The 21060-nt window shown below is 68.2% G+C and carries 18 protein-coding genes; 7 read left to right on the top strand and 11 right to left on the bottom strand.

Features of this window, described 5'->3' with window-relative positions:
• Nucleotides 1-118 precede the first annotated feature (118 nt).
• The 8 genes from AC1RL8_RS23480 to AC1RL8_RS23445 all read right to left on the bottom strand — a co-directional run bounded on the left by AC1RL8_RS23480 (nucleotide 119) and on the right by AC1RL8_RS23445 (nucleotide 8287).
• Nucleotides 119-595 (bottom strand): DUF2269 family protein, encoded by a 477-nt coding sequence (locus AC1RL8_RS23480; protein ID WP_492686750.1) that lies wholly within the window; start codon nucleotides 593-595, stop codon nucleotides 119-121.
• Nucleotides 592-978 (bottom strand): DoxX-like family protein, encoded by a 387-nt coding sequence (locus AC1RL8_RS23475; protein ID WP_492686751.1) that lies wholly within the window; start codon nucleotides 976-978, stop codon nucleotides 592-594. The genes AC1RL8_RS23480 and AC1RL8_RS23475 overlap by 4 nt, the downstream gene beginning before the upstream one ends.
• Nucleotides 975-2093 carry a saccharopine dehydrogenase family protein gene (locus AC1RL8_RS23470; protein ID WP_492686752.1) on the bottom strand — a complete coding sequence of 373 codons (1119 nt, stop codon included), beginning with the start codon at nucleotides 2091-2093 and terminating at the stop codon, nucleotides 975-977. Before AC1RL8_RS23470 ends, AC1RL8_RS23475 begins: the two co-directional genes overlap by 4 nt.
• Nucleotides 2090-3700 carry an FAD-dependent oxidoreductase gene (locus AC1RL8_RS23465; protein WP_492686753.1) on the bottom strand — a complete coding sequence of 537 codons (1611 nt, stop codon included), beginning with the start codon at nucleotides 3698-3700 and terminating at the stop codon, nucleotides 2090-2092. Before AC1RL8_RS23465 ends, AC1RL8_RS23470 begins: the two co-directional genes overlap by 4 nt.
• A gap of 117 nt (nucleotides 3701-3817) precedes the next feature.
• Nucleotides 3818-5374, bottom strand: a complete 1557-nt coding sequence (locus tag AC1RL8_RS23460) for a polyamine aminopropyltransferase (RefSeq protein WP_370680733.1) — start codon at nucleotides 5372-5374, stop codon at nucleotides 3818-3820.
• On the bottom strand, nucleotides 5371-5589 hold the full coding sequence (locus tag AC1RL8_RS23455) for a DUF350 domain-containing protein (protein ID WP_062473571.1): 219 nt from the start codon (nucleotides 5587-5589) through the stop codon (nucleotides 5371-5373). The genes AC1RL8_RS23460 and AC1RL8_RS23455 overlap by 4 nt, the downstream gene beginning before the upstream one ends.
• 60 nt (nucleotides 5590-5649) lie before the next feature.
• On the bottom strand, nucleotides 5650-7131 hold the full coding sequence (locus AC1RL8_RS23450) for a DUF4178 domain-containing protein (protein ID WP_492686754.1): 1482 nt from the start codon (nucleotides 7129-7131) through the stop codon (nucleotides 5650-5652).
• Between the two features lie 106 nt (nucleotides 7132-7237).
• Nucleotides 7238-8287 (bottom strand): SPFH domain-containing protein, encoded by a 1050-nt coding sequence (locus AC1RL8_RS23445; RefSeq protein WP_101490731.1) that lies wholly within the window; start codon nucleotides 8285-8287, stop codon nucleotides 7238-7240.
• A gap of 176 nt (nucleotides 8288-8463) precedes the next feature.
• On the opposite strand from AC1RL8_RS23445, the gene AC1RL8_RS23440 reads away from it, so the two are divergent.
• From AC1RL8_RS23440 to AC1RL8_RS23430, 3 genes are all read left to right on the top strand, one after another.
• On the top strand, nucleotides 8464-10812 hold the full coding sequence (locus AC1RL8_RS23440) for an NADP-dependent malic enzyme (protein WP_062473579.1): 2349 nt from the start codon (nucleotides 8464-8466) through the stop codon (nucleotides 10810-10812).
• A 180-nt stretch (nucleotides 10813-10992) separates the two neighbouring features.
• Nucleotides 10993-11406 (top strand): guanyl-specific ribonuclease, encoded by a 414-nt coding sequence (locus AC1RL8_RS23435; protein WP_056574987.1) that lies wholly within the window; start codon nucleotides 10993-10995, stop codon nucleotides 11404-11406.
• 50 nt (nucleotides 11407-11456) lie between these two features.
• Nucleotides 11457-11882, top strand: coding sequence for a barstar family protein (locus AC1RL8_RS23430; RefSeq protein WP_095747788.1), 426 nt, complete (start codon nucleotides 11457-11459; stop codon nucleotides 11880-11882).
• A gap of 284 nt (nucleotides 11883-12166) precedes the next feature.
• On the opposite strand, the gene rsmA is transcribed toward AC1RL8_RS23430, so the two are convergent.
• The 3 genes from rsmA to AC1RL8_RS23415 are packed head-to-tail and all read right to left on the bottom strand — an operon-like array spanning nucleotide 12167 to nucleotide 16975.
• Nucleotides 12167-12934, bottom strand: coding sequence for a 16S rRNA (adenine(1518)-N(6)/adenine(1519)-N(6))-dimethyltransferase RsmA (gene rsmA, locus AC1RL8_RS23425; RefSeq protein ID WP_139702942.1), 768 nt, complete (start codon nucleotides 12932-12934; stop codon nucleotides 12167-12169).
• Between the two features lie 26 nt (nucleotides 12935-12960).
• Complete coding sequence (locus tag AC1RL8_RS23420; protein ID WP_062473582.1) at nucleotides 12961-14364, bottom strand: peptidylprolyl isomerase; 1404 nt, start codon at nucleotides 14362-14364, stop codon at nucleotides 12961-12963.
• A 19-nt stretch (nucleotides 14365-14383) separates the two neighbouring features.
• Nucleotides 14384-16975, bottom strand: coding sequence for an LPS-assembly protein LptD (locus AC1RL8_RS23415; protein WP_492686755.1), 2592 nt, complete (start codon nucleotides 16973-16975; stop codon nucleotides 14384-14386).
• Between the two features lie 132 nt (nucleotides 16976-17107).
• Here AC1RL8_RS23415 and AC1RL8_RS23410 point away from each other — a divergent pair, with 132 nt between their 5' ends.
• From AC1RL8_RS23410 to AC1RL8_RS23395, 4 genes are all read left to right on the top strand, one after another.
• Nucleotides 17108-18205: an aminoglycoside phosphotransferase family protein gene (locus tag AC1RL8_RS23410; protein ID WP_492686756.1), complete on the top strand. Its 1098-nt coding sequence runs from the start codon at nucleotides 17108-17110 to the stop codon at nucleotides 18203-18205.
• A gap of 79 nt (nucleotides 18206-18284) precedes the next feature.
• Complete coding sequence (locus AC1RL8_RS23405; RefSeq protein WP_492686757.1) at nucleotides 18285-19016, top strand: 16S rRNA (uracil(1498)-N(3))-methyltransferase; 732 nt, start codon at nucleotides 18285-18287, stop codon at nucleotides 19014-19016.
• A gap of 107 nt (nucleotides 19017-19123) precedes the next feature.
• Nucleotides 19124-20479: a M20/M25/M40 family metallo-hydrolase gene (locus tag AC1RL8_RS23400; RefSeq protein WP_492686758.1), complete on the top strand. Its 1356-nt coding sequence runs from the start codon at nucleotides 19124-19126 to the stop codon at nucleotides 20477-20479.
• Nucleotides 20480-20579: 100 nt separating this feature from the next.
• Nucleotides 20580-21044, top strand: a complete 465-nt coding sequence (locus AC1RL8_RS23395; RefSeq protein WP_095948391.1) for a YidB family protein — start codon at nucleotides 20580-20582, stop codon at nucleotides 21042-21044.
• Nucleotides 21045-21060: the final 16 nt, after the last annotated feature.

Below are 21060 nucleotides of genomic sequence, written 5' to 3'. Positions count from 1 at the left end.
TCCCCCGATGTTTTTTGTTGGCGCCTGACAGTCTCTGCCCGGTCTGTGAAGCCATGGCGCTGTGTGTGAAGTCTGCGTGAAAACCGCACAGGGCCCGCGCACCGGCCCGTCTCGAACGTCAGAACGAAAGTGCGGGCTTGTTCACCATCAACCAGAACACGACGGCCATGGCCACGAAGGCCGGGTAGCCGAGCAGTTCCCAGTAGCGCTGGTAGCGCAGATACAGCGACGGGAGCGCCGTGCCCTCGTGGTCCGCCTGCCCCGCCAGGGCCGCCATGCGGATCTGCAGCCACACGACCGGCAGCCAGCACGCCCCCGCGAACGCGAACAGCCCCAGCGACAGCGCCAGCCACGGCGTCGACAGCGGCCAGCCCGCCAGGTGCGCCAGCGCGAAGCCGGTGACCGGCTGCAGGATGACCGTGGGCGTAGTGAACCACCAGTCGGCCCGCACCACCAGCCGGCTCACCACCGCCTGCGCCGGCACGCTGCCGCTGCGGTTGGCAAAGAACATGTAGAAGGCCGAGCCCAACCCCGTGCCGACCATCAGCACGCTGGAGACGATGTGCAGCCACTTGAGGACGAGGTAGGTGTTCATGGCGTGGCGCGTCGGTACAAATGCCAGAGCAGCGCGGCGATGGGCAGGTTCTTGAGCAGCGGGCCCAGCGGATGCAGCCACAGGTCCGGCTGCAGCACGGTCGCCACGAGCGTCATGGCGAGCATCAACGCGAAGGCGGCCAGGTAGACGGTGCGGCCGGGTCGCAGCCACAGCGCCAGGCCGATCGCCAGATCGGCCGCCGCGCCGCCGACGATCAGCGCCTGCACCAGCCACGGCGGCGAGGCGACGCCCGCGTCGGCCAGCACGCGGCGGCTCTGGCCGTCGAGTTCGACGATGCTGGCGACGGCAGTGAAGAGCCAGACGGCGACGAGGCTCAGGCGCAGCAGGCGATCGTCGCCGTCGGCAGCAGCAGGGCGCGTCATGGCGCGGGCGCCCCTTCGTCGACCACATCCGTCACCATGCCCCAGCGCGCGAACTCGGGGTCGAACTCGGGCAGCGTGAGCAGGCCGGCGCAGGCGTGCGCGCCCACCGGCAAGGCCTCGCCGCGCGCGAGCCGCCGGGCCAGCAGGATGGCGGCCATGCAGGGAATCTCGGGGCCGTGGTTGTCGTCGGCCGCGATGTGCCAGGCGCGGCGCGCGATGGCGCCGTGTGCATCGGTGCCTTCGACGCGCACCACCATGCCGCCCAGCGCGGTGCCGAACGCATCGAACACACCGCCCGTCGCGTGCAGCAGCGGCGCCAGCTTCTGCGGTGCGCGCAGCAGGCCTGTGCGACGCAGGAAAGCCAGGAAGGCGAAGGCCCGCTGGGTCAGGCCGACTTCGAGTGCGGCGCGGAACATGACCGACTGCACGCCGCCGTAGCGCGCCGGAAAGAGTTCGAGATCGGGGATGTCGCACAAGGCGCCGCGGCGCGGCTTCATGCGCGCGAACTGCACCTTCGCGGGATGCGCCCAGCCGGGCTGCTCGGTCCAGCGGCCGCCCTGCCAGACGCGGATCGGCGCGCCGCAGTAGGCGAGCACGCCCGCGAGCGTGGCTTCGCCGCGCGGTGCGCCCTGTGCCGGTGCGATGCAGATGTCGATGCTGCGCAGGCTTTGCCAGTCGGCGGCGAGGTGATCGACCACCGCCGACGACAGCGCCGGCACGGTGCTGGCGCCGGCCACGGCGGTGCAGCCTGCGCTGCGGAAAGCGGTGTCCATCGCGGCGGGAAAGTCGCAGACGAAGCGCCGGCCGTCGGCCAGGTCGATGTAGTGCGCGCCGGCAGCTGCCACGGCCTGCGGCACGCGGTAGTCCTGGCCCTGGAACGGGCCGGCGGTGTGGATGACGAGGTCGACGCCCAGAAAGCCCAGGCCCTGCGCGAGGTCGGGCGACTGTGCATCGACGCGCACACCGCGTGCACTGCCGCCCAGCGATTGCGCGAAGGCCGTGGCCCGTTCGAGGTCGCGCCCGCCAACCCACAACTCGATGCCCGGGTCCTGCGCGAGCGCGCGGCTGATGCGCGCGCCGAAGTTGCCGTAGCCGCCGAGCACCAGCGTCTTCATGCGAGGCGGGCTCCGGCGATGTGGCCGCGCGTGAAGGCTTCCTCGAAGATCGAATAGCCCGACCAGTCCGCGTGCGCGAACGACAGCCGGCCGGCGGCCACGCGGTCACCGTGCGCGCCGATCTGCGCGAGCAGGCCCGGCCGCGGGATCGACATGGCGTGCCCGTAGCGCGTGATCTCGACGCGCGTGGCGAGCGCGGGCAGGTCGGGGTGCGGCACCGACAGCTCGGCCAGCAGCTCGTCGCGCCATGCGGTCCACGGGCGCTCGAGCAGCAGCTGGCGGCCGTCGCCGGTGTCGTAGCCACTCGGGCCCAGCGGGCGGTACCAGCTGAGCACGGTGCCGCGCGGCGTGGGGTCGAGCGTCTGGTGGCGCGCATCGACGTAGCCGAGGCCGCGCGTGCCGTAGATCACGTTGTCCCAGCTCGGCGCGGCGCCGACGCGATCGGCCAGCGGGCCGCGCAGGTGCACGTTGGCGACCAGCCAGGGGGCGTAGCGCAGGTGCGCGGCGGCGCTGGTCAGCAGCGAGGGCGGGTTCTCGACCACGCGCGCGGCGATGAACACGGGCAGCGCGACGATGCAGCGCTCGGCCTGCCAGCGCACCATCGATTTCGACGCGGCATCCCATGCATCGACCTCGACGCCCGCACGCCCTTCGGCGATGCGCGTGACGACCTGGCCGGTGTGCAGGCGCTCGCCCAGCGGCGTGGCCAGCTGCTTCGTGAGCCAGCCGTTGCCTTCGGGCCAGGTGAGCACGCCGTCGCGATCGGGGTTGGTGTCGTTGACGCTCCCGCTCGCGTCACCGGGCGCATGGAAGCCGTGCCGGCTCGCGAAGTAGTGGATGCCGGCCCAGGCCGACACCTGCGCGATGCCGGCACCGTAGTCGTCGCGGCAGCAGTAGTCGAGGTACCAGCGCAGGTGGGCATCGTCGAAGCCTTCGCGGTCGAGCCAGCCGGCGAAGGGCAGGGCGTCGAGCGCGAGCAGTTCGGGCGTGACGGCAAAGCGCAGCGTGGGAATGGCGAAGTGGGCGGCGTGCTGCAGGGCGTCGATGCGCTGTGCGAAGCGGCGGTATTGGGCGTGCGTGCCATCGCCGACGTCGTGCACGGGCAGCAGCCCGTCCTGCCACTCGCCTCGGAAGAACAGGCGTTCCTGCGGGCTGTGGCAGAGGTGGCGCTCGTCATACGTCCAGCGGCCGGCCACGCGGCGGCGCAGGCCGAGTTCTTCGAGCAGGTCCTGCACCTCGTGCGCGTCGTCGCCGGGCGTGGGCAGGTAGTGCGCGCCGAGCGGGCAGGCGATGCCGCCGACCGAGCCGCCGCGCGCGTTGCCGCCGGCGGTATCTTCGAGTTCGAGCAGCGCGAAGTCGTCGATGCCCGCGAGGCGCAGCGCACGCGCCGCCGCCAAGCCGGCGACGCCACCACCCGCGATGACGACGCGGGTGCGTTTGACGGTGGCCGGGGCCTGCGACTTGAGCGTGGCGTCGCGCATGGCATGGCCGCGCGCGACATCGATGCCGGTGAAGCCGCCTTCGATGACCGGCGGCGGCGCCTCGCAGCCGGCCAGCGCCAGGGCGCCTGCACCGGCAGCGACGCCAAGAAAGCCACGACGCCTCATGGCACACGGTTCCTTCGTGGAACACCGCGGAACCGGCTTTGCCGGGCCGCAGGTGTTGCCCCCGGCAGGGGGTTGGCGAAGCGACACGAAGTGCGCGCAGCCTGGAGGCGAGCCATATCAGTGCGCCATGACCTTGCCCCACTCCTGCTCATAGGTGGTGACCAAGGTCTGGTTCGACAGGCGGTTCACTTCGGTCGGCACGCGCGCCATGTCGAGCGGAAAGTCGAACATCAAAGGCAGCGTTGCCGGCGTCAGAAAGCGCATGCCGCCCGGCAGCGCGTCGGGCTGCCGGTAGGGCCGGTGGCTCGCAATGATGTAGCCCCATTCGCCGAAGCTGGGCACGTGCGCGTGGTACGGCGTGGCCTTCAGGCCGACCGACTCGATCGTGCTTGCCACGGTCCAGTAGCTCTTGCGCGCCACCAGCGGCGAGGTGGTCTGGATCACGGCGTAGCCGCTGGCCGACAGGCGCCGGTCGAGCAGCGCGTAGAAGCTGTTGGTATAGAGCTTGCCGATGGCGAAGTTGGTGGGATCGGGAAAGTCGACCACGATGACGTCGAAGGTGTCGCCCTCCTGCTGCAGCCACTGGAACGCGTCGGTGTTGACCACCTTCACCTTCGGCGACGAGAGCGCGTGCCCGTTGAGCGCGGCCAGCGTCTCGTGCGTGGTGAAGAGCTGCGTCATGTTCGGATCGAGCTCCACCAACGTGACCGACTCGACCGAGGGGTACTTGAGGATCTCGCGCACCGCCATGCCGTCGCCGCCGCCGAGCACGGCGACTTTCTTGGGCGCGCCGTGCGCCGCCATCGCGGGGTGCACCAGCGCCTCGTGGTAGCGGTACTCGTCGCGCTCGGCGAACTGCAGGTTGCCGTTGAGGAACAGCCGGTGGCCCAGCGCGCCGCGCGTGACCACGATGCGCTGGTAGGGCGAGCTGGCGCTGAAGACGATGCGGTCCTGGTAGAACTTGTCTTCCGCCAGCGTGGTGATGTGGTCGGCGCCCCAGAAGGCGCCGATGAGCGCGGCCAGCGTGAGAAAGCAGGCCACCGCGTGCGCGCCGGCGCGGCGCAGCTCATGGCGGAACAGCCACAGCGCCCACACGGCCACCGCGGCGTTCATCACGCCGAACAGCAGGCCGGTGCGGATCATGCCCAGCTGCGGCACGAGGATCAGCGGGAACGCGACCGACACGGCAAGCGCGCCCAGGTAGTCGAAGGTCAGCACCTGCGACACGAGGTCCTTGAGCACGATGTTGCGCTTGAGGATGCGCATCACCAGCGGAATCTCGAGCCCCACCAGCGTGCCCACCACCACCACGAGGCCGTACAGCAGCAGCCGGAACGCGCCCGGCACGTAGGCGTTGGCCAGGAACAGGATCGCCGGCAGCGCGCCGCCGATCAGCGCCACGAGCAGTTCGATGCGAAGGAAGTGCGCCGGCAGCTGCCGGTCGAAATAGCGCGAGAGCCACGAGCCGACGCCCATGGCGAACAGGTAGGTGCCGATGATGGTGCTGAACTGCAGCACTGAGTCGCCGAGCAGGTAGGAGCTCAGCGCGGCCGCGCTCAGTTCGTAGACGAGGCCGCAGGCCGCGACGACGAACACGCTGGCGAGCAGCGCGATCTCCACGGGTTGCGGCCCCCGCGCATCCGGGGTGCGCGCGGGCAGGGCCGCGTCGCTCAATGGATTGCTGCGGCCACGATGACGCTGATGCCGAGGCACATGGCGGCCACGACGAGCGCCAGCGCCCTGTTCTGCTTCTCGACGATCTCGCCCCACAGGTCATAGGGGGTGATCTTGTCGATGATCAGAAAGCAGATCCAGAAGACCACCACGCCGATCAGCGCATACACGAGCGATCCGAGGACCACGCCCGGTTTCAGCCATTCAATTCCCATGGGGACCTCCAGTCGTAGCAATAAAGAGAGAAACAAGAGAGCGCCTGCGCGCGATCTTCGTCATTTGTGGCCGCCGCCGCTCGAGTAGCCGCCGTACGAACCGCCCGAGCTGCGGTACCCGCTCGAGGAGCCGCCGCTGCAGTTGCTCATCATGATCAGGACAAAGAGGATGACCACGATGACGAGGATGATCGTGCCGCAGCCCATGCCCGACGCGGCGCTCACGGGCAGCGCGTCGCCGCGCGAGAACAGGTCTTTCTTGGCGTCGAGCTTGAAGGCCGTGGCCACCGCGCCGCTGTCGATCTTGCTGCCCGAGGACCAGGTCAGCTCGTTGGCCGAGCGTTCCATCGAGAGCAGCGCGCCGCCGCTGGCGAAGTCGCGGTTGAAGGTTTTCTGCCCGCGCTCGACCTGCCAGTAGAACTCGCCGGCCACGTAGGTGGTCTCGGCGTTGTAGGCGTACTGCTGCTGGTAGCGCTTGTTGAGGTAGGTGGCGGTGTTGCCGTTCTCGGCCATCACGGGCGCGCCGGTGGTCGGCTTGACCATGCTCCAGCCGTCTTCGGCATCGACCAGGAAGCTGAAGCCGCGCTTCTTGTTGTACAGCAGGTACTCGTCCCAGCCGAACTGCTCGTCGTCGCCGGGCTCCTGGCCCATGCGGTGCTGGAAGCCCACCACCTGCCACTGCGCGCCCTGCAGCTGGCCCACGCTGCCCAGCGCGATGAGCGGGCGCACCGGCTCGTTCTGCTCGGCGTGCTTGAGTTCGCCGCCGATGCCTTGCGACAGGTCGATGATGCTGTTGCACGAGCCGCAGGTGATGCTCTTGCTGTCGGCCAGGTTGACCGTGACGGGCGAGCCGCAATTGGGGCAGTTGAAGCTGCGGCCCTTTTCGTCCTTCGCCGATTCGTCGCGCAGGCCGGTGAGCTGCAGGTCGTCCAGCTGCACCGAGCGGCCGAGGTACGCGGTGGGCGGGGCGGTGCCGTAGTCGATGCTGAGCACCAGCCCCTTGTCGTTGCGCAGCTCGACCATCGCGAACGCTTGGCCGAGCTCGGGCAGGTGCGGCAGTTCGCCCTGCGCGGAGGTCAGCGCCACCTGTTCGTTGGAGGCGACGGTGTAGCTCTGGCCGGCGAAGGCGGTGGTGGCGCCCACGCGCAGGTCGGCGGGCGGTGGCGCGGCGCGCTGCAGGTCGAAGGGCAGCGCGAAGACGTAGGCGCCGTTGTCCTCGCTGAGGACGCCGGTGCGGTCGCCGTCGAGCGCGGCGATCCACTCGGTCCAGCGCCCGCCGGGGTAGGTGTACTGCAGCCGGCCGATCAGCGTGAAGGGCTTGTCCTGGATGCGGCCGGCGGCGAACAGCTGGAGCGGGCTGAAGTCGTCGAACAGCTCGGCCATCTTGCCGGTGCGCGCGAGCGTGTCGCCCTGGCGCACGACGGTGCTCTGGCAATAGGGGCAGACCGCGTGCGTCGATTGCGCCGAGCGGAATTCGACCGGCGCGCCGCAGCCGGGGCAGGGCGCGCGGTAGTAGCGTTGGGAGCCGGTTTCCTCAGCCATGGCGCACCGGGTGCGATGGCGCGGCCGGCCACGAATGATTCAAGCCCAAAAGGCCTCTGACACCCGCTGGGCGGGCGTCAGTCGCTATCGAAAACATTGCGACGAATCAGACGAGCTTTTTCAGCAGTTCGGCCTTCTTGGCGTCGAACTCTTCCTGCGTGAGGATGCCCTTGGTCTTGAGTTCGCCGAGCTTCTCGAGCGTGGTCATCACGTCGGCGGCGCTCACCACGGCCACGGCCGGCTGCTGCGTCGTGGCCGCGGCCTGGGCTGCCGCATTGGGGCTCAGGCCCTGCGCGAGGTTCTGCGCCAGCACCTGGCCGAGCGCCACGCCGGCACCCAGGCCCATCGCGTCGCCCGCGATGCCGCCGCCACCGGCTGCGCCTTCGGCGAACTTGGGAATGGCCTGCGCCGTCTGGTACTGCATGAACTTGCCCATGTCGTTGCCGACCATGCCCATGCCGATCTTCTGGTCGAGGATCTTCTGCAGCTCTTCGGGCAGCGAGACGTTCTGGACCGTGATGTTCTCGAGCTTGATGCCGATCTTCTCGAACTCGGGCACCAGCTGGGTCGCCAGCGCGGTCGCGAACTGGATCTGGTTGGCCGCCAGGTCGAGGAAGGGCAGGCCGCTGGAGGCGATGGCGTTGCTGATGTTCTGCAGCACCAGGCCGCGCAGCTGGCCGTCGAGGTCGGCCACGGAGTAGATGTCGCGCGTGCCGGAGATTTCGGTGTGGAACAGCTTCGGGTCGCCGATGCGGAAGCTGTAGTTGCCGAAGGCGCGCAGGCGCACGGCGCCGAAGTCCTTGTCGCGGATCGTGATCGGCTGGGGCGTGCCCCACTTCTGGTCGACCTGCTGGCGGGTGCTGAAGAAATAGACGTCGCTCTTGAAGGGAGATTCGAAGAGCTTGTCCCAGTTCTTCAGGTACGTGAGCACGGGCAGCGTCTGCGTCGTGAGCTTGTACATGCCGGGGCCGAACACGTCGGCCACCTGGCCTTCGTTGACGAACACCGCCATCTGCGACTCGCGCACGGTGAGCGAGGCGCCGTTCTGGATTTCCATCTCGGCCATCGGGAAACGCCAGGCCAGCGTGCCATCGCCGGACTCGGTCCACTGGATGATGTCGATGAACTGTTTCTTGATGAAATCCATCAGGGCCATGGTCGTTCCTCTCGAGATGTTGTCGGTTTGTGTCCCAGCCACACATATTGCCACAGGGCCTTGACGGTGCCCCGTGCTTTTGGTCATGCCTGCCACCGGCCATGCGGCGTAGGGCGGTATGGACCGAGGTCTACAATCGGCGCCCCCAGAAGAAGCGCCACCAGGAGCAACGGCACATGTCCGATTCGACCGCATCGTCCCCTTCGACCCCCACCCCGGAAGACAAGCGCGCCCTGCTGCGCCGTGCCGCCCTCGAGTACCACGAGTTTCCCGTCCCCGGCAAGATCGCCATCGCGGCGACCAAGCAGATGGTCAACCAGCGCGACCTGTCGCTGGCCTACTCGCCCGGCGTGGCCGCGCCCTGCGAGGAAATCGTCAAGGACCCGGCCAACGCCTTCAAGTACACCTCGCGCGGCAACCTCGTGGGTGTCATTTCCAACGGCACCGCCGTGCTGGGCCTGGGCGACATCGGCCCGCTGGCCTCCAAGCCGGTGATGGAAGGCAAGGGCGTTCTCTTCAAGAAATTCGCCGGCGTCGACGTGTTCGACATCGAGATCGACGAGAAGGACCCGGTCAAGCTGGTCGAGATCATCGCCTCGCTGGAGCCCACCTTCGGCGCCATCAACCTGGAAGACATCAAGGCCCCGGACTGCTTCTACGTCGAGCGCGAGCTGCGCAAGCGCATGAAGATCCCGGTGTTCCACGACGACCAGCACGGCACGGCCATCACCGTGGCGGCCGCCATGCTCAACGGCCTGAAGGTGGCCGGCAAGAACATCGCCGAAGTGAAGCTGGTCACCTCGGGCGCGGGCGCCGCGGCGCTGGCCTGCCTGAACCTGCTGCTCAAGGTGGGCCTGAAGCGCGAAAACGTGTTCGTCACCGACCTGGCCGGCGTGGTCTACGAAGGCCGCGAAGAGCTGATGGACGACGACAAGCGCCAGTACATGCAAAAGACCGACATGCGCAAGCTGTCGGAAGTGATCGCCGGCGCCGACGTGTTCCTCGGCCTGTCGGCCGGCGGCGTGCTCAAGCCTGAGATGGTCGCCAAGATGGCGCCCAAGCCGGTGATCTTCGCGCTGGCCAACCCGAACCCCGAGATCGCGCCCGAAGACGCCCATGCGGTGCGCAACGACGTGATCATGGCCACGGGCCGCACCGATTACCCGAACCAGGTCAACAACGTCCTGTGCTTCCCGTACATCTTCCGCGGCGCGCTCGACTCGGGCGCCACCACCATCACCGACGAGATGGAGATTGCCGCGGTGCACGCCATCGCCGAGCTGGCCCAGGCCGAGCAGAGCGAGCGTGTGGCCGCCGCCTACGCCGGTGAAAAGCTGAGCTTCGGCCCCGAATACCTGATTCCGAAGCCCTTCGACCCGCGCCTGATGATGAAGATCGCGCCGGCCGTGGCCAAGGCGGCCGAGGAAAGCGGCGTGGCGCTGCGCCCGATCAAGGACCTGGACGCCTACCGCGACAAGCTGCAGAGCTTCGTCTACGCCTCGGGCACCACCATGAAGCCGATCTTCGACGCCGCCAAGCGCGCGCCGAAGAAGCGCGTGGCGTATTGCGAAGGCGAGGAAGAACGCGTGCTGCGCGCCGCGCAGATCGTGGTGGACGAAGGCCTGGCGCGCCCGACGCTCATCGGCCGTCCGGCCATCATCGCCCAGCGCATCGAGAAGTTCGGCCTGCGCCTGAAGGAAGAGCTCGACTACGACGTCGTCAACGTCGAGCAGGACCACCGCTACCGCGACTTCTGGCAGACCTACCACCGCATGACCGAGCGCAAGGGCCAGACGGTGCAGACCGCCAAGATCGAGATGCGCCGCCGCCTCACGCTGATCGGCGCCATGCTGCTGCACAAGGGCGAGGTCGACGGCATGATCTGCGGCACCTGGGGCACCACGCTGATCCACCTGCACTACATCGACCAGGTGATCGGCAAGCGCCCCGGCGGCTGCGCCAGCACCCCGCAGGACGTGCCGGTGTACGCCTGCATGAACGGCCTGCTGCTGCCCGACCGCCAGGTGTTCCTGGTCGACACGCACGTCAACTACGACCCGACGCCCGAGGAACTGGCCGAGATCACGACCATGGCGGCCGAGGAAATGATGCGCTTCGGCCTCAAGCCGAAGGCTGCGCTGCTGTCGCACTCCAACTTCGGCACCAGCAACGAGCCCAGCGCCGTCAAGATGCGCAAGACGCTCGACCTGCTGCGCGTGCAGGCGCCCTGGCTCGAGGTGGACGGCGAAATGCACGGCGACGTGGCGCTGGACAGCAAGCAGCGCGCGGTCGTCATGCCGCACAGCGCGCTCGCGGGCGACGCCAACCTGCTGGTGTTCCCCAACATCGACGCCGCCAACATTTCTTACAACCTGCTCAAGACCGCGGCCGGCGGCAACATCGCCATCGGCCCGGTTCTGCTCGGCGCGGCCAAACCTGTGCACATTCTCACGGCGAGCGCGACTGTTCGCCGCATCGTGAACATGACGGCCTTGACAGTGGCCGACGCAAACGCCGAGAGATAGGCCATTTGGCGAGAGTGGACGCCAACTTAAGGCGTCGCTTTCCGCCCCCGCGACTGCTCAAACTTTGGGCAGTCGCTTGCTATTTTCGCCAGCGTGGTGCACACTCGCGGGCTTGAATTTGCGGGTTAACCCCGAGGTTGAGCGCAATTCAAACCCCCCGCTCTTTTCTTGTGGTGCCCCATGGCGGCTTACGCCTCGATCACGTCCTCTGTCACTAAGTTTGCGCTCACCAGCTTGATGCTGGTGGCTCTGACGACGGGGGCCGAGGCCCGCGGATGGTTCGGCGCCGACAAAACGTCCTCCGAGGCATCGATTGCCCTGACCGATCTGCCGGTCCAGGGCCAGCGAACCTACCAGGCCATCCTTGACGGTGGCCCCTTCCGGTACGACAAAGACGGCACGGTATTCGGCAATCGCGAACGCATCCTGCCAGCGGCACGCCGCGGGCATTACCGCGAGTACACGGTGCCAACGCCCGGCGCGCGCAACCGCGGCGCCCGGCGAATCGTTTGCGGTGGCGAGCAGCGCACAGCGCCCGAGGCCTGCTGGTACACGGCGGACCACTATGCGAGTTTCAGACGGATTGCGCCATGAGCGATGACAACGACCTGAGCGGCGCCCCGAAGCGCCCCGACGAGATGATGATGACTATGGAAAGACCAGCGGATATGACCTTATCCCTTCGAGCCGTACGCCCGAACATCGTGCAATCGATCCGCGCGTTCCGCGTGAACGACCTGCAGGATGCCGCCAACGCGGCCGGCCAGCACTTCCTGTACGCCAACCTGGGCAACGCCCAGACCAAGCAGGACGTGCTCGACCTGATTGCCCAGCAGTTCACCTTCCCGGCGCACTTCGGCAAGAACTTCGACGCGCTGTACGACTGCATGACCGACCCGTTGCATAAATCGGGCCCACAGCCTGGTTTCGTCATCGTGCTCGAACAGATCCCGGCCAACGCCAAGTTCGACAAGGAAGCGCGCGAGCAACTGCTCGACATCTTCCGCGACGCTTCGGACTACTGGGGTGATCGCAAGGTCCCGTTCCGCTGCTTCTATTCTTTTCTGTAGCCCGTTCTGCATCCACCAGCCAAGCAGAACGGGCGAACGAGGCTCAGCCCACCGCTGAAACCCTCGATGGCATCCAAGTCAACACCACCGCCACGGCAGCCGCCGCGGCCACGCCCGCCGCCAGCACCGAGCCGGCCGGCGAGAAAATGCCGACGGACAAGCTCGTCGACGTGTCGCCCCTGGCGCTGCGCATGAGCAGCCCCTTCAACGCGGGGTACTGGCTGGCCGCTGCGTAACTGCAACCGCTCGCCGCCACAAAAAAGCCCGTCATCGACGGGCTTTTTTCATGGGGGAACGGCCTGGGCCAGTGCAACGTATTCGGCCACCGGCACCTCCTCGGCACGGCGCTGGATGTCGAATTCGCCGGTGAAGCCGTGCTCTCCCAGCCACTTGCCCAGCGTGTGCCGCAGGATCTTGCGCCGCTGGCTGAAGGCGACCTGCACGATCTCGCCAAGCCGCGCCGCATCGACCGCCGGCGGCTGCGCGAGCGGCACCATCCGCACCACGGCGCTGTCCACGCGCGGCGGCGGATCGAAGCTCTCGGGCGGCACGAACAGGACGTTCTCCATGTCGTAGCGCCACTGCAGCATCACGCTCAGGCGGCTGTAGTCCGAGGTGGCGGGCCGGGCCACCATGCGGTCGATCACTTCCTTTTGCAGCATGAAGTGCTGGTCGGCGATCAGGTGGGCATAGCCCAGCAGGTGGAACAGGATCGGCGTGGAGATGTTGTAGGGCAGGTTGCCCACCACGCGCAGCGGTTTCGGTTCGGCCTTGGCCGCGAGTTCGGCGAAGTCGACCTTGAGCACGTCCGACTCGATGACATCCAGCTGCGGATGTTCGCGCAGCCGCTTGGCCAGGTCGCGGTCGAGCTCGATGACCGTCAGGCGGCCGAGCCGCTCGACCAGCGGCTGCGTGAGCGCCGCCAACCCCGGCCCGATCTCGACCATCGCATCGCCGGGCTGCGGCGCGATCGCCTGCACGATCCCGTCGATGATCCCGCCGTCGGACAGGAAGTGCTGTCCGAACCGCTTTCTTGCAATGTGCTGTGCCATCGCGGCCTAGAGCGCTGCCGCGGCCATCAGGACTGCGGCGTCTCGCGGTATTCGACGTAAGCGCGCGCGCGCACTTCCTGCACCCAGGTGGTGAAGGCTTCTTCGACGCGCTGTTCGCGCAGCGCGGCACGTGCGGCTTCACGCTGCTCCGACTGGCTCAGCTTGGCTTCGCGGCGGCCGACCACCTGGATCAGGTGGACACCGAAGCGCGACACCACGGGGTCGCTGATCTGGCCCGGCGTGAGCCGGTCCATGGCTTCCTCGAACTCGGGCACGAACTGGCCGGGGCGCGACCAGCCGAGGTCGCCGCCTTCCTTGGCGCTCGCGTCCTGCGAGTTGTCGCGCGCCAGGCCGGCGAAGTCGGCGGTGCCGGCCTGCACGCGGCGCTTGAATTCCTGCAGCTGGGCCACCGCCTGCGCGGTCGTGCGCTTGGGGTCGTTCAGCAGCAGGATGTGGCGCACCTGGGTCTGGGTGATGGACGCATCCGACGAGCCCACCTGCGCCTTGGTCAGCACCTTGAGCACGTGGAAGCCGGCGCCCGAACGCACGGGTCCGGCGATGCCGTTCACCGCGGTCGATTGCGTGGCCTCGACGAACACCGGCGGGTAGCGGTCGGCGCTGCGCAGGCCGAGCGCGCCGCCGTTGGCGCGGTCGGGCGAATCGGAGTTTTCGCGCACCAGCTTGGCGAAGTCTTCGCCGCTGCGCGCGCGCTGTGCGAGGTCGGTGGCCTTCTTCTGTGCGGTCGCGACCTGCGCCTCGGTGGCGTTCTCGGGCACGGCCACCAGCAGCTGGGCGATGTTGAGGTTGAGCAGGGCGTTGTTCTTGACGGCGCTCTCGCGCTGGTCGCGCAGGTATTCGTCGGCCTCGGTGTCGCTGATCTTGACCTTGGACTCGACCTCGCGGTCGCGCAGGCGCGTGAGCAGCAGCTGGTCGCGCAGGTCGTTGCGGAATTCGCGCGGCGAGATGCCCTCGGCCGCGACGCGGCTGCGCAGTTCGGTGAGGCTGATCTCGTTCTGGCGCGCCACGGTCTGCTCGGCCTGGTCGATCGCCACGTCATCGACCTTGATGCCGTTTTCCTTCGCCAGCTGCAGCTGCGCGCGCTCGGTGATCAGGCGCTCCAGCACGAGGCGCGTGAGTTCGGCGCGCGGCACGCGCTCGGCGTCCGGGTTCTCGCGGATCAGGCGCGTGACACGCGACTGCACCTCGGTGTTGGTGATGGGCTCGGAGTTGACCAGCGCCACGATGTACTCGGCCGCGCGCTGCACCGGCGCCGCCGCGGGGCCGGCAGGGCGCGCCGCCGGCGGCACGATCCGGGGACCGGCACGCATGATGTCCGTGATGCCGCTGCCGGAACGAAAGCCCTGTGCGCCGGCCGTTGCGGCGATGGCCGCAAGGCAACCCAGGGTGATGAGGGAACGGATGTGTTTCATGGCGTGAACGGTCGTCGTTTCAGTCGTAATTGGTGAAGCGGCTCGGGGCTTCGGTCGGTTGACGCAGCGGCTGGTAGCGCTGGATGTTCTGTCGCAGCGCCTGCATCGGGCTCGATCCGATGCTGGAGAAACCGACGAATTCGAGCTGGAACATGATGCGGGTGTTGGCCGTCACCTGGCCGGTGGTGATGCGCTGCAGCACCACGCGGCTGATCCAGCAGCAGCCGTCGTACTCGACCCCGAGCACGCCGTCCGTGAGCTTCTTGTCCTGCAGGCTGTAGTTCAGGCGACCCACGGCGTACCAGCGGCCACCGCCTTCGCCCTTGCCCGGCCCGAGGTCCTTGCCCTTGTCGCCCCACAGGTCGTTGAGCGGCCATTGCCAGCCGAAGTCGATCGACTTGTTGCCGTCGGTTGCGGTGGGCGTGCTCGGCGCCTGGTAGCGGAAGGCGGCGCTGAGGTTGCGGTACGGCCCCGGGTTGTAGCGCGCGCTGATCGCGCTGCGCGTGGAGCGGCGCGAATCGGGGTTGTACTGGAGCAGCGTGTCCAGGCTCCACTTGGGCGTCCAGTTGATCTGGGCGCCCAGCAGCAGGTCGCTGGTGCGGTCGGTGACCGGCGCGACGCCCGGCAGCGTGACCTTCTGGTCGGCGAAGCGGAAGCGCTGCGCGATGCCGAAGCGCACGGCTTCGACGCCGGTGCCCGGGTCGATCAGGCGGGACGTGACGCCCAGCGTGAGCGCGTTGGTGTCCGAGATGCGGTCGGCGCCCGAGAACGCGTTCTCGGTGTAGATGGTCGCAAAGCTGAAGTCGTTGGCGGCCGAATCGTAGTTCGGCAGCATGCTCTGGTTGCGGTACGGCGTGTACACGTAGTACGCGCGCGGCTCCAGCGTCTGGCGGAAGGCGCGGCCGAAGTAGCTGGCGTCGCGCTCGAAGACCAGGCCGCTGTCCAGGCTGAAGGTCGGCACGACGCGGTTCGACGAGGTCGGGAAGAAGTACAGCTGGCTCGGGTTGTACGGCATCCCGTTCACGTAGTCGATGCCGTTGACCGACACCTTCGGAATGGACGACTGCGGCAGGTAGTAGTTGTACGAGGTCGCGTGCAGCTGCAGCTTGGGGATGACGAAGGAACTCGGCGTAAGGAACGGCCGGCTGATCGCCGCCTGCGCGAACACGCGGTCGCCGTCGGGCTGCGACTGCTGATTGAGGTCGAAGCCGGGCTGGCCGGCCAGGATGCTGTTGACGCGAAAGCGCGAGTAGTCGGTGTTCAGCGAGACGTCGAAACCGTGCCAGTCGTACTTGGCGTAATTGGCCGTGATCTGCGGCACGCGGTCGTACGAAGGCACCACCGGCGACAGGTTGTACTGCAGCGTCTGGTAGCGCAGGGCGCGCACGGCGCCGCTCCAGTCGCCCTTGGTCCAGTTCAGCGAGCCTTCGTTCGGCAGCTGCCGCTGCGCGAGCGTCGGCGTGCGTGTGAAGTCGCGCCAGTAGTCGTTGTCGCTGACGCGGTTGATGTTGAGGCTGGCGGACAGCGAGTCCAGGCCCAGCGCCTTGGCGTCGAAGTCGTGGCGATGGTTGAGCCACAGGCCCCAGCGCTTGCTGCTGTCGGGCGGCTTGCCGAAGTTCAGGTCCTTGAGCGCGATCTCGCCGTTGTTCAGCTTCTGCAGCTGCTCGGCGCGCGCCTCGTTGTAGCGCTGGCCCACGAGGCGGTCGCTGCCCATCAGGTCCAGGCGGATGCTGCCGCTGTAGTCCTTCTCGAGATAGCGGAACTCACTGGCCAGGTTGAGCCCGCGCTTGCTCATCAGCGTGGGCGTGAAGGTGGCGTCGCGGTTGGGCGCGATGTTCCAGTAGTAGGGCTGCGCGACCTCGAAGCCGTTGGTGTTGTCCAGCCCGATGGTGGGCGGCAGCAGGCCGCTCTTGCGCTCGTTCGACAGCGGGAAGGTCACGCGCGGGATCGGCGGCGTCGTGATGCCCATGAAGCTCATGCGCGCATCGATGGCCACGCCCTCGTTTTCCTCGGTGTCGGTGGTCAGCGTGGCGGCGGTCAGCAGCCAGGCCGGCATCCAGCCGGGGAAGTCTTCGCGGCGGCAGGTGGTGTAGCTGGCGCGCCGCGCGATCGAGACGTTGGAGTCGACGAAGTCGATGCGCTCGGCCTCGCCGTGGCCGCCGGTCGCGAGGAAGCGGTAGCGCACGTTGTTGAAGAAGCCCTCGAAGGTCTCGAGCTTGAGCTCCAGCTCGGGGCCCTCGTACACGTTGCCGGCCTGGTTGACCCGCACGTTGCCGGTGGCCTTGGCGCGGTCGTCCGGCTGGTAGTACTCGAGGCGGTCGGCCGTGATGGCGACCGGGCCACGGCGCAGCGTGGCGTTGCCCTCGACCACGGTCTCGAGGTCGGGGCGGCCGGAAATGCGGTCGCCAGTGACGAGGCTGGGCAGCTGGCTGCGTTGCACGGGCGTCAGCGTCTCGGTGAGCAGCGGCGTGCGCTTCAGCGTGAGCGGTCCCTCAAGCACACCGGCTTGCTGGGCAAAGGCGCCATGCGCGTGCAGCAGCGCCAGCGACAGCACGGCCAGTGGCAGCGGCGGGCTCGAACGTCGCAAGGCAGCGCGTGGGGTCGTAGGCATCGATTCGGAACGAAAAATCGTCGGGACGGCGCGGCAAGCCGGCGGGTTGCGGGGTCCGGCAGCCACCCCGCCCGGTCGGATCGACCTCGAGCAGGGGTGCCGCGCCAGGCGGATTTGTAGAATTGATTATCCATGACAGCACCTTCGACCCCGGCGTCCACGACCCCACACCCCGCCCAGGCCATTCTCTGGACAGATCCGCAGCGGGCCGAAGCGTTCCGGGGCTGGCTGGCCGGCATTGCCGACGCCCGGCAACTGCGCCCGGACACCGTCCGGCTGGCGTCGGCCGACGCCAGCTTTCGCCGCTACTTCCGCCTCGACACCACCGACGGCGGCACGCGCATCGTGATGGACGCGCCGCCCGACAAGGAAAACAGCGCCCCCTTCGTGCAGGTGGCGCAGCTGATGACCGGGGCCGGCGTGACGGCGCCGCAGGTGCTCGAATGGGACCGCGACCACGGCTTCCTGCTGCTCGATGACCTGGGCCGCCAGACCATGCTCGACGTGATCGACCCGGCCCGCCCGGACGCCAACCGGCCGCTCTACGACCTGGCCATCGACGCGCTGATCCGCTGGCAGCTGGCCTCCAGGCCCGGCGTGCTGCCACCCTATGACCGGGCCCTGCTCGAGCGCGAACTGGCGCTCTTCCCCGAGTGGTACATCGGCAAGCACCGCGGCGTGGCCGTGGAAGGCCAGCTGAAGGAGCGGCTGGACCGCGCCTTCGCGCTGATCGTCGAGAACAACCTCGCGTCGCCGAGCGTGTACGTGCACCGCGACTTCATGCCGCGCAACCTGATGGTGGGCGACGATGCCGGCCAGCCGCTGGGCGTGCTCGACTTCCAGGACGCCGTCTACGGCCCGATCACCTACGACATCGCCAGCCTGATGCGCGACGCCTTCCTCAGCTGGGACGAGGAGTTCGTGCTCGACATCACCATCCGCTACTGGACCGCCGCGCGCAAGGCCGGGCTGCCGGTCGACGAGGACTTCGGCGCCTTCTATCGCGCGGTCGAATGGATGGGTCTGCAGCGCCACCTCAAGGTGGCCGGCATCTTCGCGCGCCTCACGCTGCGCGACGGCAAGCCGCGCTACCTGGCCGACACACCTCGCTTCATCGCTTACATCCGCGCCACCGCCAGCCGCTACATCGAGCTGAAGCCGCTGTTGCGCGTGATCGACGAGGTCGAGGGCACCACGGCCGTCACCGGCTTCGCCTACGGCCGAGTCTGAAGAGAAACTGAAAAAAGCCGAAAAAGAAAATCGCTGTAGCGCCCGCACCACGGGCGCCGTCAGCTCCTGATCTCATCGCATGCCCCGTTTTCACTGCTCCGTGCCGCTGACCGCCGGCGCCAGCCTGGCGCTGCCGCCGGGCGCCGCGCGCCATGTGCAGGTGCTGCGCATGCAGCCCGGCGACACGCTCACCCTGTTCGACGGCGCGGGCGGCGAGTACGCCGCGACGGTCGAGCGCATGGGCCGCAGCGAGGTCGCTGTGACGGTGGGGGCCCACACGCCCATCGAGCGCGAAGCGGCCCGCGCCGTGCACCTCGCGGTCGGCATGCCGGCCAACGAGCGCATGGACTGGCTGGTCGAGAAGGCCACCGAGCTCGGCGTGGCCAGCATCCAGCCGCTGGCCACGGCGCACGGCGTGCTGCGCCTGTCGGGCGAACGCGCCGAGAAGAAGCGGGCGCACTGGGAAGCCATCGCCGTTGCGGCCTGCGAGCAGTGCGGTCGCAATCGCGTGCCGGTGATCCATCCGGTGCAGTCCTTCGCAGGCTGGCTCGGCAGCGCTGCCGCCGCGGATACGGCAGCGACGCGACTGGTGCTAAGCCTGGCCGACGGCACGCGCGCCGTCACCGCCGTGGCCGCAGAGACACCCACCGCGCAACCGGCGCTCGTGCTGAGCGGCCCCGAAGGCGGTCTCAGCGCCACCGAGGAACAGGACGCCATCGCGCGCGGCTTCGCACCGGCCACGCTCGGCGCGCGGGTGCTGCGCGCAGAAACCGCGGCACTCGCGGCGCTGGTGTCGCTCGTCGGCGCCTGAGCGGTTCGGGGGGTGTTTTCCGCGAGGCGCACACCGGGCGCCTGCGGAACAATGGCCGCTTCGTTTTTTCCTTGTTCAATCCGCCTCCCGGAAGGACCGCTCCCCCCATGCCTCGTTCATCCCGCGCGCTTCGTCTCGCCCCCCTCGTCCTGGCCGCGCTGTGCGCCATGCCCGCCGTTCACGCCCAGAGCCAGGCCGTTGCGCCCACGCCGGCGCAAGTCAGCCCCGCGGTCGACCAGGCCTACACCCAGCTCATGGCATCGCCCGCGATCCGCAAGCTGCTGGAATCGGTCAAGGCTGACCACGAACGCACGGTCGAAGAACTGAAGACGCTGACCGAGATCGAGGCGCCGCCCTTCAAGGAACAGAAGCGCGCCGAAGCCTTCCTGGCCCGACTAAAGGCGCTCGGCCTGCCGGACGCGAAGATCGACGCCGAGGGCAACGTGGTCGGCCTGCGCAAGGGCACGGGCAACGGCCCCAAGCTGCTGATCTCGGCGCACCTCGATACGGTCTTTCCGGCCGGCACCGATGTGAAGGTGAAGGAGCGCGACGGCAAGCTCTTCGCGCCCGGCATCGGCGACGACACGCGCGGCCTGTCGGTGCTGCTGTCGTGGCTCAAGGTGCTCAACGACAACAAGATCCAGACCGTGGGCGACCTGATGATCGTTGCCAACGTCGGCGAGGAAGAACTGGGCAACCTGCGCGGCATGAAGGCCATCTTCCGCGACCACCTGGACATCGACGGCATGGTCGGCCTGGAGCCCTCGCCCGACGGCCACGTGCTGGTGCTCGGTACCGCGAGCCACCGCTACGAAGTCACCTTCAAGGGCCCGGGCGGCCACAGCTTCGGCGCCTTCGGGCAGGTGCCCAGCGCGATCCACGGCATGGGCCGCGCGATCGCCAAGATCGCCGACGTGCGCACGCCGAGTTTCCCCAAGACCACCTTCACCGTCGGCACCGTCGGCGGCGGCACCTCGGTGAACACCATCGCGCCCGATGCGCGCATGGCCATCGACATCCGCTCGGACGACATGGCCTCGCTGCTCGAGACCGAGAAGAAGATCCTCGCCACGCTCGACGAGGCCGTGGCGGAAGAGAACAAGCGCTGGAACGTGAGCAGCCTGAGCGTGAGCACCAAGCTCATCGGCGACCGCCCGGGTGGCCGCACGGCGCCCGACTCGGTGATCGTCGAGGCCGCCACACGTGCCAACAGTGCTTTCGGCCACAAAACGCTGCTGCGCGGCGGCAGCACGGATGCGAACGTTCCCATTTCGCTGGGCATCCCGGCCATCATCATCGGCGGCGGCGGCAAGTCGGGCGGATTCCACTCGCTGGCCGAGTCGATTGACGTGACAGATGCATGGAAAGGCGCGCAGAATTCGCTCGTCACCGTGCTCGGCTTGGTCGGTGTGCAGGGCGTCAGCCCCGCGCTCCTGCCGAAACGCGCAGCACGCAGCAAGTAATTTGTCACGTTGCCAGTTCGAAAGTGGCCGCGCCACTTTCGGCAAGCGGGTCGCCACATTGGAAAATGTGAGCGTTTCTGTCACACACCAAGGAATGGTCATGGGGTTGCTCGATTCGGTACTCGGTCAGGTGCTAGGAGGCGCTGCACAGCAGCAGCAACCGCAGGGCGGTGGCCTCGGGGGATTGGGAGATCTCGGAAGCCTCGCCGGCGCCCTGGGCGGCCTGCTTGCCAACAACGGCGGGCAGGGCGGCCTCGGCGGCATGGTCTCGAAGTTCGAGCAGGCAGGCATGGGCGACGTGATCGGCTCGTGGATCGGCAACGGTGAAAACAAGCCGGTGTCGGGCGATCAGCTGCAGAACGCGCTGGGCGGCGACACGATCGCCGCCATCGCCTCCAAACTCGGCATCAACGCACAAATGCTGCTGCCGATGCTGGCCACCATGCTGCCGGCCCTCATCAACCAGCTCACGCCGCAGGGCAAGGTGCCCGAGCAAGGCCTCGGCAACCAGGACGACCTGCTGGGCTCGCTCAGCGGTCTGCTGCAAGGCAACAAGCCGACCTGACCTGCCACCCGGCGAA

Source organism: Variovorax sp. GW822-FHT04E09 (assembly GCF_058800845.1).
The sequence above is the reverse complement of the archived record's forward strand: the minus strand, read 5'-3'. Positions and strand labels throughout refer to the sequence as shown.

Bases quoted from the DNA above. Each gene is read 5' to 3' on its own strand.
- AC1RL8_RS23440 (WP_062473579.1), top strand. From the start codon at position 8,464: ATGTCCGATTCGACCGCATCGTCCCCTTCGACCCCCACCCCGGAAGAC.
- AC1RL8_RS23400 (WP_492686758.1), top strand. From the start codon at position 19,124: ATGCCTCGTTCATCCCGCGCGCTTCGTCTCGCCCCCCTCGTCCTGGCC.
- AC1RL8_RS23415 (WP_492686755.1), bottom strand. From the start codon at position 16,975: ATGCCTACGACCCCACGCGCTGCCTTGCGACGTTCGAGCCCGCCGCTG.
- AC1RL8_RS23455 (WP_062473571.1), bottom strand. From the start codon at position 5,589: ATGGGAATTGAATGGCTGAAACCGGGCGTGGTCCTCGGATCGCTCGTG.
- AC1RL8_RS23470 (WP_492686752.1), bottom strand. From the start codon at position 2,093: ATGAAGACGCTGGTGCTCGGCGGCTACGGCAACTTCGGCGCGCGCATC.
- AC1RL8_RS23480 (WP_492686750.1), bottom strand. From the start codon at position 595: ATGAACACCTACCTCGTCCTCAAGTGGCTGCACATCGTCTCCAGCGTG.
- AC1RL8_RS23445 (WP_101490731.1), bottom strand. From the start codon at position 8,287: ATGGCCCTGATGGATTTCATCAAGAAACAGTTCATCGACATCATCCAG.
- AC1RL8_RS23420 (WP_062473582.1), bottom strand. From the start codon at position 14,364: ATGAAACACATCCGTTCCCTCATCACCCTGGGTTGCCTTGCGGCCATC.
- AC1RL8_RS23410 (WP_492686756.1), top strand. From the start codon at position 17,108: ATGACAGCACCTTCGACCCCGGCGTCCACGACCCCACACCCCGCCCAG.
- AC1RL8_RS23430 (WP_095747788.1), top strand. From the start codon at position 11,457: ATGACTATGGAAAGACCAGCGGATATGACCTTATCCCTTCGAGCCGTA.
- AC1RL8_RS23450 (WP_492686754.1), bottom strand. From the start codon at position 7,131: ATGGCTGAGGAAACCGGCTCCCAACGCTACTACCGCGCGCCCTGCCCC.
- rsmA (WP_139702942.1), bottom strand. From the start codon at position 12,934: ATGGCACAGCACATTGCAAGAAAGCGGTTCGGACAGCACTTCCTGTCC.
- AC1RL8_RS23435 (WP_056574987.1), top strand. From the start codon at position 10,993: ATGGCGGCTTACGCCTCGATCACGTCCTCTGTCACTAAGTTTGCGCTC.
- AC1RL8_RS23465 (WP_492686753.1), bottom strand. From the start codon at position 3,700: ATGAGGCGTCGTGGCTTTCTTGGCGTCGCTGCCGGTGCAGGCGCCCTG.
- AC1RL8_RS23405 (WP_492686757.1), top strand. From the start codon at position 18,285: ATGCCCCGTTTTCACTGCTCCGTGCCGCTGACCGCCGGCGCCAGCCTG.
- AC1RL8_RS23395 (WP_095948391.1), top strand. From the start codon at position 20,580: ATGGGGTTGCTCGATTCGGTACTCGGTCAGGTGCTAGGAGGCGCTGCA.
- AC1RL8_RS23475 (WP_492686751.1), bottom strand. From the start codon at position 978: ATGACGCGCCCTGCTGCTGCCGACGGCGACGATCGCCTGCTGCGCCTG.